Raw genomic sequence first — 18,087 nt, 5'->3', positions numbered from 1 at the left:
GGTGGGTACGGCAAGCGTCCGTCAGCCCCTCAGGGCCTGGACAGCGGCTTCCAGTCGCTTGCCGTAGTCGGGGTCCGCCTGGCGGAAGTTGCCGATCGCCCGCTCGGCGATCTCGTCGCGCGACACCTTGGCGATGAAGCCGGCGAGGTTGGCGATCAGCCGCTCCTTCTCCGGCTCGGACATCAGCCGGTAGAGGTTGCCCGCCTGGACGAAGTCGTTGTCCTCGGCGTGCGCGGGGGCGGGGTGGGTGCCGGTCGGCCCGGTGACGGCGGCCGGCTGCCACAGCGGCCGGTCCGTCTGGAAGGGGCCGCCGAAGCTGTTCGGCTCGTAGTTCTTCGCCCGGCCGTGGCGGCCGTCGTAGGCGTAGCCGTCACGGCTGTTGGTCCGCGCGACGGTGGCGTGCGGGCGGTTGACCGGCAGGTGGTCGGCGTTGATGCCGACGCGGTAGCGGTGGGCGTCGCCGTAGGCGAAGAGCCGGCCCTGGAGCATCTTGTCCGGCGACGGGCCGATGCCCGGGACGAAGTGCGCCGGGGAGAAGATCGACTGCTCGACCTCGGCGAAGATGTTGTCGGGGTTGCGGTTGAGCTCCAGCCTGCCGATCTCGATCGGCGGGTAGTCCTCGTGCGGCCACACCTTGGTGAGGTCGAACGGGTTGAAGCGGTAACTCGCCGCCTCCTCCGCGGGCATGATCTGCACCTGCACGGTCCAGCTCGGGAAGTCGCCGCGCTCGATGGCCTCGCGCAGGTCGCGCTGGTGGCTGTCGGGGTCCTCGCCGGCCAGCCTGTTGGCCTCGTCCTGGACGAGACTCTTGACGCCCTGGTCGGTCTTGAAGTGGTACTTGACCCAGAAGACCTCGCCCGCCTCGTTGTTCCACTGGTACGTGTGCGAGCCGTAGCCGTTCATGTGGCGGTACGAGGCCGGGATGCCGCGGTCGCCGAAGAGCCAGGTCACCTGGTGGGTGGACTCGGGCGACAGGCCCCAGAAGTCCCAGACGTTGTCCGCCTCCTGGGAGCCCGTGTAGGGGTCGCGCTTCTGGGTGTGGATGAAGTCCGGGAACTTGATGGCGTCCTTGATGAAGAACACCGGGGTGTTGTTGCCGACGAGGTCGTAATTGCCCTCCTCGGTGTAGAACTTGAGCGCGAAGCCGCGGGGGTCGCGCACCGCGTCCGCCGCGCCGAGGTTGCCCGCGACGGTGGAGAAGCGCAGGAACGTCTCCGTCTGCTTGCCGACCTCGGACAGGAACTTCGCCCTGGTGTACCGGGTGACGTCCGCGGTCACCGTGAACGTGCCGTACGCGCCGGCGCCGCGGGCGTGCACGACGCGCTCCGGGATGCGCTCGCGGTTGAAGTGCGCGAGCTTCTCCAGCAGCAGCTGGTCCTGCACCAGGACGGGGCCGCCGACGCCCGCGGTCTCGCTGTTCTGGTTGTCCGCGACCGGAGCTCCGGACTCCGTGGTCAGCGGGCCCGTGGTCGTTGCCGCCTCGCCGTTCAGCGTCACGTATGCCTCCGTCGTCTCGACTGCCTCGCGGCCGTCTGGCCTCGTCTCGAAAACGATCCTACATTGGACTTAGTCCAAGTCAAGATGAAGGTGATCTGGAGACAGGTTCCATGGGTGGACAAGGGCCACTGCTACGCTGGTCCTATCTGACTGATAGGTGAATGGCATGAGTGACCTGCTGGAACGGCTCCGGGGACGCGGCTGGCGGCTGACCGCGCAGCGACGCGTCGTCGCGGAAGTACTCGACGGGGACCACGTCCACTACACGGCGGACGAGGTCCACGCCAAGGCCGCCGAGCTGCTGCCGGAGATCTCGCGCGCGACGGTGTACAACACGCTGGGGGAGCTGGTCTCCCTCGGCGAGGTCCTCGAGGTGAGCACGGACGGCCGCGCCAAGCGCTACGACCCCAACGCACACCACGCGCACCAGCACCTGGTGTGCTCCCGCTGCGGCACGATCCGCGACGTCCACCCGGCCGGCGACCTGCTGGCGGGCCTGCCGGCCGACGAGCGCTTCGGCTTCCAGGTCTCGGCGGTCGAGGTGACGTACCGCGGCATCTGCCCCGGCTGCACCGGCACGGCATGACGAAAGGCCCGGATCCTGAAGGATCCGGGCCTTTCGTGAGCAGTAGCGGGGACAGGATTTGAACCTGCGACCTCTGGGTTATGAGCCCAGCGAGCTACCGAGCTGCTCCACCCCGCGTCGGTGAACACACTCTAACGCGCGCATGACCGGCGACGCAAACCCCTTCCGTTACGCCGTGAGCTCCTGCTGCAGTGCGTCCCGCAGCCGGGCCGCCCGCTCGGAGACCTCCGCCGGACCCAGCTCGACCGCGTGGGCGCACCACATCTGCCCCTCGGCCAGGTCGCCCCGGCGGGCCGCCAGCAGGGCGAGCCGCAGCGCGGCGCGCCCGTGCCCGGCCTCGGCGGCCCGGGCCCACCACATGGCGGCCTCCGGCTCGCTGCCCTCGCGGGCCAGCAGCAGCCCGAGGTTGAAGGCGCCGTTGCGGCTGCCCGCCTCGGCCGCCTCGCGGTACCAGTGCGCCGCCTCGACCACGTCCCCGCGCTCGGCGACGAGCATGCCGAGCCGCACCTGGGCTCGGCGGTGCCCCTGCCGGGCGGCCACCTCGTACCACTCCTCGCTCTGCGCACGGGTGTCGTCGTCGCGGTCGAGCAGGGCACCCAGCCGGAAGGCCGCCTCCGCGCTGCCGCCGCGCACGGCGATGCGCAGGTGCCGCTCAGCCTCCCCGTCCTCGGCGCCGCCGTCCCGCAGCAGGGCCATGGCGACCTGGAGGGCCGCCTCGGTGTGCCCGGCGGCGGCGGCGCGCTCGTACCACTGGCGGGCCAGCTGCTCCTCGTCGCGCCCGGCGTAGAGGATGCCCAGGTTGAACGCGGCGTCCACGCTGCCGGCCTCGGCGGCCTTGGAGAACCACGGCTCGGCGCCGGCCGGGTCGCCGCCCTGGAGCAGCAGCACGGCCAGGGCGTTGGCGGCCTCGCGGTGCCCGGCGTAGGCGGCGCGGCGGTACCACTGCTCGGCCTGTGCGGTGCGGCCCTGCTCGGCGCAGAGCAGGCCGAGGTTGTACGCGCCGTTGACGTCGCCCGCGTCCAGGGCGGCGCGGTACCAGCGCTCGGCCTGCTGGGCCTCACCGCGGTCGGCGTGCAGGGCGCCCAGCGCGTTGGCCGCGTTGCCGTCGCCCTCCTGGGCGGCGCGGCGCCACCAGACGGCCGCGCTGTCCAGGTCCCCGGCGTCGCGCAGCAGGAAGCCCAGGGCGCAGGCGGCGCGCGGCTCCCCGTCCTTGGCGGAGGTCAGGTACCAGCGGGCGGCCTCCTGGGTCTCGCCGCGCGCCTCCAGCAGGGTGCCGAGGTGCAGGGCGGCGCGGCGGTGGCCGCGGGCGGCGGCCTGCCGGTACCACTGCTCGGCCTCGCCGGCCGGGCCGTCGGTGCGCGGGCCCTTGGCCGCGTGGGCGCGCAGGTCGCGTACGGAGGTGTCCCCGCCGCCCGCGCTCACCTGCCGGGGGATGGCGGGGCCGAGCCCGCCGGCGAGGGAGCCGGGCCCGCCGGGGTCCTGTGACCCGGCGCCCGGCGCCCGGCCGTCGAGTATCCGCGCAAGGCGGTACGCGGCCTCGCGGTGCCCGCGCTCGGCGGCGGAGCGGAACCAGCGCTCGGCGCCCACGTCGCTGCGGTGCTCCAGGAGGTCGGCCAGGGCGTACGCGCCCAGGGCGTGGCCGGACTCGGCGGACTGGCGCAGCCAGTACTCGGCGGCCGGCTCGTCGCCGCGCTCGCGGTGGTAGCGGCCGAGGGCGTGCGCGGCCGCGGAGGAGCCGGCGACGGCGGCGACGCGCCACCAGCCGGCGGCCTCGTCGGCGTAGCCGCGCTGGTGCAGCAGGACGCCCAGGTTGTTGGCGGCGGAGCGGTCGCCCTCGGCGGTGGCGGCGCGCAGGTGGCGCTCGGCCCCGTCGAGGTCTCCGCGGCGCAGCAGCAGGGCGCCGAGCATGCTCAGGGACGCGGGGTCGCCGGACTCGGCGGCGCGGCGGCGGGCGGTCTCCAGCTCCAGGTCGCCCCCGTCCCCGGCGGACGACGGGGCGAAGGCCGAGGCGCGGGTGCCGCCTGCGGGGCCGTCCGCCCCCGGGCCGTACACGGACGTGTCACGGCCGTCCTGATCGCTCCCGTCACCGGGAGCTGCCACAAGCCGACGGGTCTCCAACAGCCTCGCCCTGTCCCCCATAAGTCCCATCGTCGCACTCCCGCAACCTGCGTACACCTGGAATACCGCAGCCAGTGAGGTCACTTCAGCGTTTTGTCGACTTCCCGACTTCCCGACACGGCGGTGCTCCAAACTCTAATCAAAACCCCCGCACACAACCCGCACAGACCGGCCCGCGCCGGGTCTGGACTGCTGTCCGGTCCGACCCCCGCACGAGCGCACGGCAGTCCAACGGTCGTACAGACGGTCCGCAGATGCGACAAGGCCCGGAGTCCGAGAACTCCGGGCCTTGTCCTGTGAGTAGCGGGGACAGGATTTGAACCTGCGACCTCTGGGTTATGAGCCCAGCGAGCTACCGAGCTGCTCCACCCCGCGTCGTTGTAGGGCAACCTTACCACGACGCGGGGCGGTCCCTTACTGGCTGCCCGGCTTGCCTCCGTTCCCGGCCGCCGAGGCCTCGGCCTTGGCGGCGCGGTCGAGGGCGTCCTTCAGGGACTGCTGGGCCTTGCCGTACGCCGCCCAGTCCTTGGCGTCGAGCGCCTTCTGGCCGGCCTCGAAGGCGTCCTGAGCATCCTTCAGGGCCTGCTGGACGTCGGCGTTCTGGGAGGCGGGCGGCTTGGTGGTGCCCTCGGCCGGCGGCTTGGTGCCGGGCTCGGGACCCTTCACCCCGAACACCACGTCGAGCGCCTGCGTGAGGTTGTCCTCGAAGGCGGTCTTGTCGCCGTAGGTGACCAGAACCTTCTTCAGCAGCGGGTAGTTGGTGCCGGCACCGCGCACGTACACCGGCTCGACGTAGAGCAGCCCGTCGTCGAGCGGGACGGTCAGCAGATTGCCGTACTCGATCTCGGAGTCGCCCCGCTTCAGGATATTGATCTTGTTCGCGATCTCCGGGTCGCCGTTGAACTTGCTCTGCACCTGCTGCGGACCGGAGACCGTGGTCTCCGACGGCAGCTTGAGGAGCCGGATCTTCCCGTAGTCCGGACTCGTGGCGTTCGCGTCCACCGCCATGAACGCACCGAGGTTCTCCCGGCTCTTGGGCGTGAACGTCGTGGTGAGCGAGAAGGTCTGCGCCTTCTGGTCCGGCATCTTCATGCTCAGGTAATACGGCGGAACCGCGTTGCCCGACTTGTTCGTCGGGTCGTCCGGCACCTGCCAGCGCTCACTGCCGGTGTAGAACGTGCCCGGGTTGGTGACGTGGTAGCGGGTGAGCAGTTCACGCTGCACCTTGAACAGGTCCTGCGGGTAACGGAGATGGTCCAGCAGCCCGGAGGAGATCTGGCTCTTCGCCTTCACCGTGCCCGGGAATGCCTTCATCCAGGTCTTGAGCACCGGGTCCTCGGTGTCCCACTGGTACAGCTTCACCGTGCCGTCGTAGGCGTCGACCGTGGCCTTGACGGAATTGCGGATGTAGTTGACCTGGTTCTGCTGGGCGACCACCGCGCGCTGCCCGTTGGTCAGCGAGTCCGCGGTCGTGTCGCCGAGGGTCGTACGGGACGCATAGGGATAGCCGTTGGTCGTGGTGTAGGCGTCGACGATCCACTGGATGCGGCCGTCGACCACGGCCGGATAGGCGTCGCCGTCGATGGTCAGCCAGGGGGCGACGGCCTCCACGCGCTCCTTGGGCGTGCGGTTGTAGAGAATGCGCGAGCCGTCGCCGATGGCACCGGAGTAGAGGATCTGCGGCTCGCCGAACGCCACCGCATAGGCGGCGCGGTTGACCGGGTTCGAGAGGCTCACACCGCTCTTGCCCTCGTAGCTGTAGCTCTTCTCGCCCTGGTCGCCGGAGTAGTCCAGCTCCTTCTGCGGGCCGCCGACGATCGAGTACTGCGTCGTCTTCTCGCCGTAGTACACGCGCTGCTCGTACGGGCCGAGCTTGCCGTCCGTCGGCAGGTTCTTCTCGGTGAAGTCCGGGGCGCCGCCGTCGACGGTGTTGGTGCCCTTGGCCGTGATGGCACCGTATCCGTGGGTGTACTTGAAGTGGTCGTTGATCCAGTTGCGCTCGGGAATCCCGTTGATGTTCAGCTCGCGCAGACCGATGACCGTGTCCTGCTCCTTGCCGTCGACCTTGTAGCGGTCGACGTCCAGGGTGGACGGGAACTGGTAGTACCCGCGCACCTGCTGGAGCTGCTGGAAGGTGGGCGAGACGATGTTCGGGTCGAGCAGCCGGAGGCTGGCCGTGGAATCCGCGTCCGCGCGCAGCTTCTGCTTGTCCTTGCCGTTCAGATCGCTGCTGCCCGGATAGTCCTTCACCTGAGCGTCGTCGATGCCGTAGGCCTCACGCGTCGCGGTGATGTTCTTCTTGATGTACGGGGCTTCCTTGGCCTGCTCGTTCGGCTGGACCTGGAACTTCTGCACGATCGCCGGGTAGAGCCCGCCGATCAGCACCGCCGAGAGCACCATCAGGCCGAAGCCGATCACCGGCAGCTGCCAGGTGCGCCGCCAGAGCGTCGCGAAGAACAGCACCGCACAGATCAGCGCGATGATGAACAGGATCGTCTTGGCCGGCAGATAGGCGTTCGCGTCCACATACCGCAGACCCGTCCAGCCCTCGGTCGACTTCAGCCCGCTGGACTTCACCGCCAGCCCGTACCGGTCCAGCCAGTACGCAACGGCCTTGAGCATCACGAAGAAGCCGAGCAGCACGGACAGATGCCCCGTGGCGGCGGCCGTGGCCCGCCCGCCGGGGCTGGTCAGCCGCAGCCCGCCGTAGAGGTAGTGCACCAGCGCGGCGGCGATCAGCGAGAGCACCGTCGCGGCGAAGCCGAAGCTCAGCAGGAAGCGGTACCAGGGCAGGTCGAAGGTGTAGAACGCGATGTCCTTGTGGAACTGCGGGTCCTTCTGGCCGAACGGCACCGCGTTCACCCACTGCAGCCACGTGCGCCACTGCCCGGCGGCGGACGCACCGGCCACCAGGCCGACGAGCGCGGAGACCGCCAGCAGGGCCCACCGCTTGTACGGGGCGATGCTCATCCGGTAGCGGTCGAGGCTCTGCTGCTCCATCGACATCGCGCTCAGCGGCGGCCGCAGCCGGTGCGCCAGCCAGATGTTGACCCCCACCGCGAGGGCCATCAGCACACCGAAGACGGCGAACAGGCCGATCTTGGTGCCGAGGGTGGTGGTGAAGACCGAGGAGTAGTCCACGGAGCGGTACCAGAGCCAGTCGGTCCAGAACCCCGCGAACATGACGAAGAGCATGGCCAGCACCGCCAGCACACCCAGGGTCGTCAGCAGGGTCCGCAGCCGTCGCGACGGCCGTCCGACTCTGATCCGTGGCCCCGTGGGGCCTCCGCCGCGGTCCGGCATCTGGAAAGCCAAGGTGCGCACCTCGAAGTTCGCTGTCGATGGAGCTGTCGATCAGGCCCAGGCGATAGTAGGACCCAGTGTGGCAACTTACCGAGGCTTTACTCGGTTCCCGATTTCGGCCCTTCTCGGTGCACGATATTGAGCATGTCCAGCAACACCGGCTCCTCGAGCCTCCCCGACCCCAGCGCTCCCATGGCCGCGAGCCCGCTGACCCGTGCCGTCCTCGAGATCGACGAATACGCCGCCACGCTCGGCTGGGACCAGCCCGCCCGGCTCTTCGCCCTCGTCGACAACGCGAAGCTGCGCTCCCAGGAGCCCGCCCTGGCCGCCCAGCTCGGCCTCGACGAGCCCGCAGGCGACAGCCCCTCCTACACCCCCATCGAGCAGGACGAGGTGCCCGCGGGCACCCCGCTCGACAAGTTCCTCGGCACGATCGCCTGGCCGGACGCGGTGGCGGGCTGCGCCCTGACCGTGGAGCGGCAGATGCTCCCGCCGTCCGCCGAGGGCTCCGTGCCGCACGGGATGAGCGAGAAGCAGCTCGCCGCCTGGGTGGCCAGGCACCCCGACCGCCAGGAGGTCCGGATGACCGTGGCCGTGCTGCGCGACGGCGCCCGGGAGACGGCCCTGCGGCTGCGCGAGAAGGACTCCCCCAAGGAGGTGCTCACCGGCGCCGACCTGGTCCCGGGCCTGGCGGAGGCCCTGGCGGCGACGTTCGCGGAATAAGGACGTGGGGCCCGCGCCCCGTGAGGGGCGCGGGGAACTGCGCGCTCGGCCGAAGACGGCCCGCGCCGTCGGACGAACCGCACCGGCAAACGGCTCACCTTGCGGAGCAGCTCGGCAGGTCGGCCGAATCCCCCTTGCGGATCTTCTCCAGCGACTTGAGGGCGTCGCCCATGGTGTCGACCTTGACCAGCGTGAGACCCGACGGGGTGTCCTTGGCGGCAGCCGCACAGTTGTCGCTGGGCGTCAGGAAGTACCGGGCGCCCTTGGAGCGCGCACCGACCGTCTTCATCTCGATGCCGCCGATCGGCCCGACCTTGCCGTTGTCGTCGATCGTGCCCGTCCCCGCGACGAACTTCCCGCCGGTCAGGTCGTCGGGGGTGAGCTTGTCGACTATGCCGAGCGCGAACATCAGGCCGGCGCTCGGCCCGCCGACGTCCGCCAGCTTGATGTTGATGCTGAACGGGAAGGTGTGGTCCGTCCCGGCCTGGATGCCCACGATGGCGCGCTTGGCGTCGTCGGGCGCCTTGGCGGTGACGAGGGAGACGGTGTCCTCCACCTTCGGCTGGCGCTTCTCCTTCTCCGCCGCGGCCGCCTCCTTGGCGGGGACGACCAGGAAGCTCACCTTCTGACCGGGCTGGTGCTTGGTGACCAGCCCGGCGACGTCGCCCGGCTCCTTGACCTCCTGGCCGTCGACGGCCTTGATCACGTCTCCCGCGTGCAACTGCCCTTCGGCGGGGCTGCCCTTGACCACGGACGAGACGATCACGCGGGTGCCGACCGGGATGCCCAGCTGCTTGAGCGCGGCCACCTTGGCGCTCTCCTGGGACTGGCTGAACTCCTCCGCCGTCTCCTGGTTGAGCTCGTCCGGGGACTTGTCGTCCGGGTAGAGCGTGCTGTGCGGGACGACGAGGTTGTCGTGGGTGAGCCAGCCGTAGAGGGCTTCGACCAGATTCATGCGGTACTGCGAGCCCGTCACCCGGACCGTGGTCATGTTGAGGTGGCCGGTGGTCGGGTACGTCTTGTGCCCGGAGATCTGCAGCACCGGCTCGCCGCCGTGCTCGCCCAGCGTGTTCACCGTAGGCCCCGGGGACATCTCCGCGTAGGGCACGGGGATCAGGACGCCGACGCAGAGCAATGCGATCAGCGACAGGAGAGAGGCGAGCATCGTCGCAGTGCGGCGGGGCATGGAACGACAGTACGGGACGGGTCCGACAGTCCACTCCCGGGGCGGTCCGTCCGGGGGTGAGCAGCGCGTGAGCCCGCTCCCCTGCTCCTCAGGCCGACGGTCCGGAGCCGGACTCCGACCGCTCCATCGCCTCACGGAATCGCGCATAACCCGCCAGTTCCGAGACGTCACCGGTCTTGCGGTTCCGGGCCGCCCAGCTTCCCCACAGGGCGGCGACGACAGCCGCGGCAACGGGAATCAGCAACCACGCGAGCGCCGCCATGCCGGCCTCCGACTCCTTACACAATCGCATGACTCGATGACGAACACCGTCGAGCAAGGACGAGCTGAACCGATGAGCAGATTAGTCGTCTTCGGTCTCAACGCTTACGTCAGGGGGCCGGTTACGCAACCGGGAGCGGCCCGTATGTGACCGGATTCGGACACCGCGCAGGACGCGGCCGACCACCGCATCTCTACGACGCGCCGACCCACTCCTCGGTTCCGTCCGCGAACGTCTGGTGCTTCCAGATCGGCACCTCGCGCTTGAGGTCGTCGATGAGCCGCCGGCACGCCGCGAAGGCCTCCGCCCGGTGCGGGCAGGAGACCGCCACCACCACGGCCAGGTCGCCCACGAACAGGTCCCCCACCCGGTGCACGGCCGCCAGGGCCCGGACCGGGAAGTCCGCCGCGACCTTCTCCGCGACCCGGCGCAGCTCGTCCTCGGCCGAGGGGTGCGCGGAGTATCCGAGCCCGGTGACGTCCGCGCCGCCGTCGTGGTCGCGCACGGTGCCCACGAACAGCGCGGTGCCGCCCGCGGCATCGTCACCGACCGCCGCGAAGACCTCGTCCAGGGACAACGGGGTGTCCCGCACCGCCAGCAGGCGCACGGGACCGTCGGCGGCGAGCTCGCCGGGGTGATCGTGGGTCGGAGCCATGCGGTCCATCGTGCCGCACACGGGCGGGCGGCGACCAATGGCCGTTCGACCGGGCGTACACCCGGTCATCCGTACGATCCGCCGGGCACGGCCGCCGACCCGGCGTGCGCGGCTACATCCGGCGGCGTGCCTTGCGGGCCCGCCGGACCAGGGCCGCGGTGCCCAGCAGGGCGACCGTGGCGCCCGCGGCGCCCGCGGCCGTGGCGTCCTTGCGGCCCAGCCGGCGGCCGACGACCGTGTGTCTGCCCGCGGCCTCCTCCAGCAGCTCCGCCAGGACCTCCTCGTTGGTCCACCGCGGCCGCCAGCCCGCGTCGTGCAGCCGGTGCCCGCTGACCACCCACGGGTGCATCGTGTACTCGAGGTCACCGGCCGGGGACGGGGTCAGGCCCAGCCGGTGCAGCCGGGAGGCGGCGCCCAGGGCGACGGCCGAGGGCAGCTCCATGCGCCGGATGCCGGTGAGCTCCTCGACCTCCTCCTGCTCCAGCCAGCCGTCGCAGCCGACCGCCAGCTCCCCCTCGGCCTTCTCCAGGGCCGCGAACTCCAGCGCGCTCACCAGGTCCTCCACGTGGCAGAACTGCCAGGTCGGCCGGGATCCGGCGACCACCAGGAGGCGGGGCGACTCGAAGTAGCGGGTCAGGGCGGTGTCGGTGCCGCCGCCGACCAGGACGGCGGGCCGCAGCACGGTGACGTTCAGGCCCGGGTGCGCCCGGGGGGCCCGTTTCGCGAGCCGCTCTATCTCCAGCAAGTCGCCCACCCCGGTGGCCTCGGCGGTGGCCCGCAGCTCCGCGTCCTCGGCGAGCGGAACGTCGTTGTCCGGATGCGCCCCGTAGACCATGGCCGACGTGCACAGCACCACACGGTGCACACCTGCGGCGGCCGCCGCGGTGAGCACCGTCTGGGTGCCGCGCACGTTGTAGGCGGTCCGGGCCGCGGCGTCGGTCTCCAGGTCCAGGTCGAGCGCGAGGTGGACCACGACGTCGGCGCCGCGCAGCTTCTCGGCGATGGCCGGGTCGCGGACGTCGAGCACGTGCCACTGCGCCTCGGTGACGTCACCACGCCGCTCGTCGATGGCCACCACGTGCTTGATGTGCTCGGACGCGGCCAGCCGCCGCGTCAGCAGCGCACCGACACCGCGCGCGGCACCGGTGACCGCGACCACGGGTCGGCGGCCGTGCGGGGTCGTACTGTCGCGCGCGGAACCGTTTCGCGCTGCGCGAACTTCTCGGTCGGGGGAACTCACCGGGCGTCTCCAGCGGTTGTCTTCGGTACGTAAGCGCCATCACGAGTGTCATGACGCGTACGGACCAGGTGACGTCCATCCTGCCGCAGGCCCCGGGTCGGCGGAGCACCAAGCCCCGATACCGGCAGGGTGTCTACGCTGGGTGGTGTTGAAGGGCATTCGCCGCCGGTACGGAGCCGGTGGCCCTACGAGCCGAGGAAACCCGTGAGTGACACCCCATTCGGATTCGGTCTTCCGCCGGAGGAGCCGGAGGACGGCGACAACGGCAAGAAGAAGGGCGGTGGCCAGGGTGACGGACAGGGACCCGCGAATCCCTTCGGCTTCGGCGGGCCCGCGGGCGGCGGGGACAACCCGTTCGCCGCGATGTTCGGTTCGATGAACCCGAACGACCTGGGCGCCGCCTTCCAGCAGCTCGGCCAGATGCTCTCCTACGAGGGCGGCCCGGTGAACTGGGACATGGCCAAGGACATCGCGCGCCGCACCGTCGCCCAGGGCACCGCCGACGGCAGCAAGGACGCGAGCGTCTCGGACGGCGAGCGGGCCGGGGTCGAGGAGGCCGTGCGGCTGGCCGACCTGTGGCTCGACGGTGTGACGTCGCTGCCCTCCGGCTCCGGCACCGCCGTGGCGTGGAGCCGCGCCGAGTGGGTCGAGGCGACCCTCCCGGTGTGGAAGGACCTGGTCGACCCGGTCGCCGAGCGGGTCGGCGCGGCCATGGGCGACGTGCTGCCCGAGGAGATGCAGGCCATGGCGGGCCCGCTGCTCGGCATGATGCGCAGCATGGGCGGGGCCATGTTCGGCACCCAGATCGGCCAGGCCGTGGGCGTCCTGGCGGGCGAGGTGGTCGGCTCCACCGACATCGGCCTGCCGCTCGGCCCGGCCGGCAAGGCCGCGCTGCTGCCGGTGAACATCGCCGCGTTCGGCTCCGGACTCGGCGTCCCGCAGGACCAGGTGCGTCTGTACCTGGCCCTGCGCGAGGCCGCCCACCAGCGGCTCTTCGCCCACGTGCCGTGGCTGCGCTCACACCTGTTCGGCGCCGTCGAGGGCTATGCGCGGGGCATCAAGGTCGACACCGCGAAGCTGGAGGACGTGGTCGGCCAGCTCGACCCCACGCACCCCGAGCAGCTCCAGGAGGCGCTGCAGCAGGGCATGTTCCAGCCGGAGGACAGCCCGGAGCAGAAGACGGCCCTGGCCCGCCTGGAGACCGCTCTGGCACTCGTCGAGGGCTGGGTCGACGCCGTCGTCCACGCCGCGGCCGCGCCGCACCTGCCGTCCGCCGACGCGCTGCGCGAGACGCTGCGCAGGCGCCGCGCCACCGGCGGCCCCGCCGAGCAGACCTTCGCCACGCTGATCGGCCTGGAGCTGCGCCCCCGCAGGCTGCGGGACGCCTCCCGGCTGTGGGCCTCCCTGACGGACGCCCGCGGCGCGGACGGCCGCGACGCCCTCTGGGAGCACCCGGACATGCTGCCGACGGCGGCCGACCTGGACGACCCGGACGGCTTCGTCCACCGCGAGCACCTGGACTTCTCCGAGATCGACAAGATGCTCGGCGAGGCCGCGGGCGGCAGCCCGGCCGGTGGCACGGGCGATGCCGGTGACGCCTCCGGCAAGGACGACGCCTCCGGCAAGGAGAACGGCGAGGACGGCAAGGGCGGCAGCGACAAGTGAGCCTGCACGAGAACGCGGTCCGCGTGCTGAAGGAGTACGCGGACCAGCCGGATCTGCGCGGTCTCTACCTGGACCACCTGGCGGCCTATGCGGACGGCATGTGGAAGCCCTGCCAGGCGGGCCACGTCACGGCCAGTGCGCTGGTGATCGATCCGGAGCACGGCCGGGTGCTGCTCACCCTGCACCGCAAGCTGCAGATGTGGCTGCAGATGGGCGGTCACTGCGAGCCCGGTGACACCACGCTGGAGGAGGCCGCCCTGCGGGAGGCGACCGAGGAGTCCGGCATCGCGGGCCTGACGCTGCTGCCGGGCGGCCCGGTGCGCCTGGACCGCCACCCCATCCCGGCGCCGTGCAACTGGCACCTGGACGTGCAGTACGCGGCCCTGGCGCCTCAGGACGCGGCGGCGACGATCAGCGACGAGTCGTTGGACCTGCGCTGGTTCGCCTACGACGAGGTGGGCGGGGTCGCGGACACATCCGTGGTCCGGCTGCTGGAGCGGACGCTCGCGCGCCTGTAGCGGAACGGCCGATGCGTAAGGGGCGTCCACCAAGGGTGGGCGCCCCTTACAGCATGGTCAGCGGCCGAACGGGCCGCGCCGGCCCGGCACTCCGGGCGGCGGGGGCGGACCGGGCGGCGGCACGACGCCCCCGTACGACCCTCCGCCATGGGACCGGCCGCCGTGGGACCCGCCGCCGTACGGGCCGGACGGCACGGTGCCGGTGGTCTCGCCCGAGAAGTAGCCGGGCGGGGCGATGGGCGCGGCGAGGGTGGGCGCGTAGTGCAGCCCGGAGCCCTGGTCCGGGACCGGATCCGGAACCGCCTGCACCGGGGGCGCCGCCTCCGGCGCGGGCTGCGGCTCCTGATCCTGTTCCTCGATGACTTCACCGCCGAAGTTCGTCAGCAACGCCTCCAGCCCGCCGTCGAAGCCCTGGCCGACGGCGGCGAACCGCCACCCGTCCTTGCGGTAGACGTCGGCGAGCATCACGGCCCGCTCGGTGCTGAACTCCCCGCCGGTGAAGGAGTACCGGGCGATCTCCACCCCTCCCGCGACGAGACGGATGCAGCCGGGCCCGGTCTGCGACATCAGTCCTTCGCCGTCGACCGTCGCGGTGAAGGCGAGCCTGTGGATGTGCGCCGGGATGCGGTCTAGGGAGACCTGGAACGACTCCGTGTCACCGGCCTGCGGCCCGAGTTGGCGGATGGCCCCCTCGGGCGAGGCGGGCTGGTTGTAGAAGACGAAGTACCGGTCGTCGGAGAGCCGTTCGCCGGCGTCCAGACCGAAGCAGCTGATGTCGAAGGCCACTCCGGGACCGCCCGCCTGCACCCCGACGTACAGTTCGGTCCCTGCCGTCAGGTCACTGATCCTGGCCCTGTGGCCGCGCTGGAATTCCCGGGACATGTGCGCCAGGCTACCCGCAGCCTCACTCGCTGCGGGCGGCCGGGAGATGCGGCAACCGCTCGGCGGCGACCACGCCTTCGAGGTATCCACGGGCCCGCTCGGTGCGCGGATACGCCTCCAGGAGCCGCCAGAAGGCCGGCCCGTGCCCGGGGACGAGCAGATGCGCCAGCTCGTGCAGGAGCACGTAGTCCACCACGTACTCGGGCATCCCCTGGAGCCGGTGCGAGAGCCGGATGCTGCCCTCGGCCGGGGTGCAGGATCCCCAGCGGGTGTTCTGGTTGGTGACCCAGCGGACCGAGTCGGGGCGTGCCCGGCCGTCCAGGTACTGCTCGGACAGCCGCCCGGCCCGCTCGGCGAGCTCGGCGTCGCCGAGCATCCTCCTGCTCTCCTGCGCCGCGAGCTTGTCGAGCATCACGGTGACCCAGCGCTGCTCCTCCGCGTCCGACATCCGCGCCGGGATCAGCACCACCGTCCGGTCGCCCTCGCGGTACGCGGAGACCGTTCTACGGCGACGAGTGCTCCGCCGGACCTCGACCGCGTGGTTCTCGGGCCCTCTGGAGTGCGGGCTCGGGGCGCTGCGCGGTGGTCTTGCGGCACTGTGCAGGGGGTCGGCGGGCACGCCCCGACGTTACCCGTTGCCGGTGCACGAAGTCCTGCCCGCGGACCGGTTGTCGGCGAAACACACCCGCAGCACACGGCTTGTATGACAATCATCCCTGCCCTGTGGACAACTCTGCACAGCCCCTCGCCAGGACGTGCATGCTGATCCCGTCGCCGACCGGATCGGTCCGGCCCGGCGAGACCGAGGGGGAATCATGTCCGCACACCCGACGCCCACCGCCCGGGCCCGTCCCGGCTCCGCACACCCGATGATCAAGCCCGCACTGCGGCGGGCCTGGCGCGACCGGGCCCACGTGCAGTTCGGCGTGGGCCCGGCACACGCCGTCCTCGTCGGCCCGGTCGACACCGCGACCAGTTGCTTCCTCGGCCTGCTCGACGGAACCCGCGGCCTGCCCCTGCTCCGCGAGGAGGCCCGGGGCATGGGACTGCCGGAGGGCAAGGCCGACGGCCTGGTGGAGCGGCTCGGCACAGCCGGCCTGCTCGACGATCCGCGCGGCGGCGGGGCCGGCGCGGCCGCCCTGCGCGAGCGGAGCGACGGCGACGCCCTGCAGCGGCTCCGCCCCGACCTGGCCTCGCTCTCCGTCCTCCACCGCGAACCCGGCGCGGCGATGCGGCTGATGGCCGCCCGGCAGACGATGCGGGTGCAGGTGCGCGGGGCCGGCCGGGTCGGCGCAGCCGTCGCGGCCCTGCTCTCGGCCTCGGGGGTCGGGCGGGTGGACGTGATGGACGGCGGCTGCGTCGAGCCCTGGGACGTGACGCCCGGCGGGGTGGACCCCGAGCGGACCGGCGAGCGGAGGGACTCCGCCGCCCGCCGGGCGGTCCGCCGAGCCGCGCCCCTGCCCCGCCCGCGGTCCCGCGCCGGAGGCGACGGGGAACGGGCCGCCGAGCCGCCCCTGGCACTGGTGGTGTTCGCCCCGCGCGACGGCCTCGCGGCCTACGCACCGGACCCGGCAGCGGCCGAGGAGTTCCTCTCGTCCGGTACTCCCCATATGTACGCGGGAGTTCTGGAGGCCACGGGAGTGGTGGGCCCGCTGGTGCTGCCGGGCGCGACGGCCTGCGCCGCCTGCATCGAGCTCGGCCGGGCCGAGCGGGACCCGGCGTGGCCGCGGATGCTCGCCCAGTGGAGGTCGGGCCGGGGGCCGGGGGTACCGTCTTGCGACATGGCACTGGCCACGGTCGTGGCGGGGCTGACCGTGGTGCGGGCGCTGGCCTTTCTCGACGGTGGGTCCGCCGCGGGCGCGGGGGTCCGGCTGGATCTGGCACTGCCGGGTCCCGCCTGGTCCCCGCGGCCCGTGGAGCCGCATCCGCGGTGTCCGTGCGGCGCAGCGGGCTCCCCCGGTCCGGGGGATGCTCCGGCCGCGGGGATGCCGCACGGGACAATGGCCCGGTAACCGCCGTCCGCGGCGTGGCTGTTCAGCGAGTTGGAGGGGCGCATGTCTGATCTACCCCGCAAGGCGGTCACGCGGACCGCCAAGTTGGCCGCGCTGCCCTTGGGGTTCGCAGGGCGCACTGCGCTCGGGCTCGGCAAACGCATCGGAGGGCGGCCCGCGGAGATGATCGCCGCGGAGCTCCAGCAGCGGACGGCCGAGCAGCTCTTCGCCACCCTGGGGCAGCTCAAGGGCGGGGCCATGAAGCTCGGTCAGGCGCTGTCCGTCTTCGAGTCGGCGCTTCCGGAGCAGATAGCCGGCCCCTACCGGGCCGCGTTGACCAAGCTCCAGGAGGCCGCGCCGCCCATGCCGACGGCATCGGTGCACGCGGCCCTGGCGGAGCGGCTCGGGGAGGACTGGCGGGATCTCTTCGACGAGTTCGAGGACCGGCCGGCGGCAGCAGCGTCGATCGGGCAGGTGCACCGCGCGGTCTGGCACGACGGCCGCGAGGTCGCGGTCAAGGTGCAGTATCCCGGTGCGGGTGATGCACTTCTGTCGGACTTGACGCAACTGGGCCGTTTTGCCCGGCTGCTGGGGCCGCTGATCCCCGGCATGGACATCAAGCCTCTGATCACGGAACTGCGCGACCGCGTCGCGGAGGAGCTGGACTACGAGTTGGAGGCACGGGCTCAGAGAGCCCATGCCCGGGAGTTCTCCGGCGACGGCGATGTGGTGGTGCCCGATGTGATCCATCACTCCGACCAAGTGCTGGTGACGGAATGGCTGGAGGGGGTGCCGCTGTCCGAGGTGATAGCGAACGGCACCCAGGAGCAGCGGGACCGTGCAGGGCAGTTGCTGGCCCGGTTCCTCTTCTCCGGTGCGGCCCGCACGGGCCTGCTGCACGCCGATCCGCATCCGGGGAACTTCCGGCTGCTGACGGGGGACGCCCCGGACGGCCCGCCGGAGAAGTGGCGGCTGGGCGTGCTGGACTTCGGCACCGTCGACCGGCTTCCGCAGGGGCTCCCGGTCGAGATAGGCACGGCCCTGCGGCTGGCCCTGGACGGCGATGCGGAAGCGGTCCACGAACTGCTGCAGGACGAGGGCTTCGTCAAGCCGGAGATCGAGCTGGATCCGGGCGCGATCCTCGACTACCTGGTCCCGATCATCGAGCCCGCACAGGTGGATGCATTCACCTTCACCCGCGACTGGCTGCGCTCCCAGGCGACCCGTATAGCCGACCCGCGCTCCCCCGCGTACCAGCTGGCCCGGCAGCTCAACCTGCCTCCGGCCTACCTGCTGATACACCGGGTGACGATGAGCACCATCGGGGTGCTGTGCCAACTGGGCGCCACGGTACGCCTGCGCGACGAAATGGAGGCGTGGGTCCCCGGCTTCGCCACGGACACCCACAGCGAGGAAACACCGGCCTGACGGTTTCAGGGGGGAGGGGTGGGGCGGGGGGGG

15 protein-coding genes and 2 tRNA genes are annotated in these 18,087 nt (G+C 71.7%); 6 read left to right on the top strand and 11 right to left on the bottom strand.

What is annotated here, in order from left to right:
- Positions 1 to 21: 21 nt before the first annotated feature.
- Positions 22 to 1,497 carry a catalase gene (locus ACWD4B_RS04005; RefSeq protein ID WP_336414136.1) on the bottom strand — a complete coding sequence of 492 codons (1,476 nt, stop codon included), beginning with the start codon at positions 1,495 to 1,497 and terminating at the stop codon, positions 22 to 24.
- 166 nt (positions 1,498 to 1,663) lie between these two features.
- On the opposite strand from ACWD4B_RS04005, the gene ACWD4B_RS04000 reads away from it, so the two are divergent.
- Positions 1,664 to 2,083, top strand: a complete 420-nt coding sequence (locus tag ACWD4B_RS04000) for a Fur family transcriptional regulator (RefSeq protein ID WP_336414137.1) — start codon at positions 1,664 to 1,666, stop codon at positions 2,081 to 2,083.
- Between the two features lie 43 nt (positions 2,084 to 2,126).
- On the opposite strand, the gene ACWD4B_RS03995 is transcribed toward ACWD4B_RS04000, so the two are convergent.
- The 4 genes from ACWD4B_RS03995 to ACWD4B_RS03980 form a co-directional block, all read right to left on the bottom strand.
- Positions 2,127 to 2,200 (bottom strand) — tRNA-Met (locus tag ACWD4B_RS03995).
- Positions 2,201 to 2,251: 51 nt separating this feature from the next.
- Positions 2,252 to 4,231 carry a tetratricopeptide repeat protein gene (locus tag ACWD4B_RS03990; RefSeq protein WP_451419273.1) on the bottom strand — a complete coding sequence of 660 codons (1,980 nt, stop codon included), beginning with the start codon at positions 4,229 to 4,231 and terminating at the stop codon, positions 2,252 to 2,254.
- 271 nt (positions 4,232 to 4,502) lie between these two features.
- Positions 4,503 to 4,576, bottom strand: a tRNA-Met gene (locus tag ACWD4B_RS03985).
- 39 nt (positions 4,577 to 4,615) lie between these two features.
- A complete protein-coding gene (locus ACWD4B_RS03980) occupies positions 4,616 to 7,504 on the bottom strand; it encodes a UPF0182 family membrane protein (protein WP_451419328.1) in 2,889 nt (962 codons plus the stop codon).
- A 144-nt stretch (positions 7,505 to 7,648) separates the two neighbouring features.
- On the opposite strand from ACWD4B_RS03980, the gene ACWD4B_RS03975 reads away from it, so the two are divergent.
- Positions 7,649 to 8,227 carry a PPA1309 family protein gene (locus ACWD4B_RS03975; protein WP_336414139.1) on the top strand — a complete coding sequence of 193 codons (579 nt, stop codon included), beginning with the start codon at positions 7,649 to 7,651 and terminating at the stop codon, positions 8,225 to 8,227.
- Positions 8,228 to 8,321: 94 nt separating this feature from the next.
- On the opposite strand, the gene ACWD4B_RS03970 is transcribed toward ACWD4B_RS03975, so the two are convergent.
- From ACWD4B_RS03970 to ACWD4B_RS03955, 4 genes are all read right to left on the bottom strand, one after another.
- On the bottom strand, positions 8,322 to 9,413 hold the full coding sequence (locus ACWD4B_RS03970; RefSeq protein ID WP_451419272.1) for a YlbL family protein: 1,092 nt from the start codon (positions 9,411 to 9,413) through the stop codon (positions 8,322 to 8,324).
- Positions 9,414 to 9,501: 88 nt separating this feature from the next.
- Positions 9,502 to 9,705 carry a hypothetical protein gene (locus ACWD4B_RS03965; protein WP_451419334.1) on the bottom strand — a complete coding sequence of 68 codons (204 nt, stop codon included), beginning with the start codon at positions 9,703 to 9,705 and terminating at the stop codon, positions 9,502 to 9,504.
- A gap of 163 nt (positions 9,706 to 9,868) precedes the next feature.
- On the bottom strand, positions 9,869 to 10,330 hold the full coding sequence (locus tag ACWD4B_RS03960; RefSeq protein ID WP_451419271.1) for a molybdenum cofactor biosynthesis protein MoaE: 462 nt from the start codon (positions 10,328 to 10,330) through the stop codon (positions 9,869 to 9,871).
- Positions 10,331 to 10,442: 112 nt separating this feature from the next.
- A complete protein-coding gene (locus ACWD4B_RS03955; protein ID WP_390776423.1) occupies positions 10,443 to 11,570 on the bottom strand; it encodes an SDR family oxidoreductase in 1,128 nt (375 codons plus the stop codon).
- 204 nt (positions 11,571 to 11,774) lie between these two features.
- Between ACWD4B_RS03955 and ACWD4B_RS03950 the strand changes: the two genes are divergently transcribed.
- Positions 11,775 to 13,235: a zinc-dependent metalloprotease gene (locus ACWD4B_RS03950; protein ID WP_451419270.1), complete on the top strand. Its 1,461-nt coding sequence runs from the start codon at positions 11,775 to 11,777 to the stop codon at positions 13,233 to 13,235.
- Complete coding sequence (locus tag ACWD4B_RS03945; RefSeq protein ID WP_451419269.1) at positions 13,232 to 13,753, top strand: NUDIX hydrolase; 522 nt, start codon at positions 13,232 to 13,234, stop codon at positions 13,751 to 13,753. Before ACWD4B_RS03950 ends, ACWD4B_RS03945 begins: the two co-directional genes overlap by 4 nt.
- Positions 13,754 to 13,810: 57 nt before the next feature.
- On the opposite strand, the gene ACWD4B_RS03940 is transcribed toward ACWD4B_RS03945, so the two are convergent.
- Positions 13,811 to 14,635, bottom strand: a complete 825-nt coding sequence (locus ACWD4B_RS03940; RefSeq protein ID WP_451419268.1) for a TerD family protein — start codon at positions 14,633 to 14,635, stop codon at positions 13,811 to 13,813.
- Positions 14,636 to 14,657: 22 nt separating this feature from the next.
- Positions 14,658 to 15,254: a M48 metallopeptidase family protein gene (locus ACWD4B_RS03935; RefSeq protein ID WP_451419267.1), complete on the bottom strand. Its 597-nt coding sequence runs from the start codon at positions 15,252 to 15,254 to the stop codon at positions 14,658 to 14,660.
- A gap of 196 nt (positions 15,255 to 15,450) precedes the next feature.
- Between ACWD4B_RS03935 and ACWD4B_RS03930 the strand changes: the two genes are divergently transcribed.
- Together ACWD4B_RS03930 and ACWD4B_RS03925 are read left to right on the top strand one after the other, a co-directional pair.
- A complete protein-coding gene (locus ACWD4B_RS03930) occupies positions 15,451 to 16,647 on the top strand; it encodes a ThiF family adenylyltransferase (RefSeq protein ID WP_451419266.1) in 1,197 nt (398 codons plus the stop codon).
- Positions 16,648 to 16,689: 42 nt separating this feature from the next.
- A complete protein-coding gene (locus ACWD4B_RS03925) occupies positions 16,690 to 18,054 on the top strand; it encodes an ABC1 kinase family protein (RefSeq protein ID WP_451419265.1) in 1,365 nt (454 codons plus the stop codon).
- The last annotated feature ends 33 nt before the right edge of the window (positions 18,055 to 18,087 follow it).

Source organism: Streptomyces sp. NPDC002536, assembly GCF_053594995.1.
The sequence above is the reverse complement of the archived record's forward strand: the minus strand, read 5'-3'. Positions and strand labels throughout refer to the sequence as shown.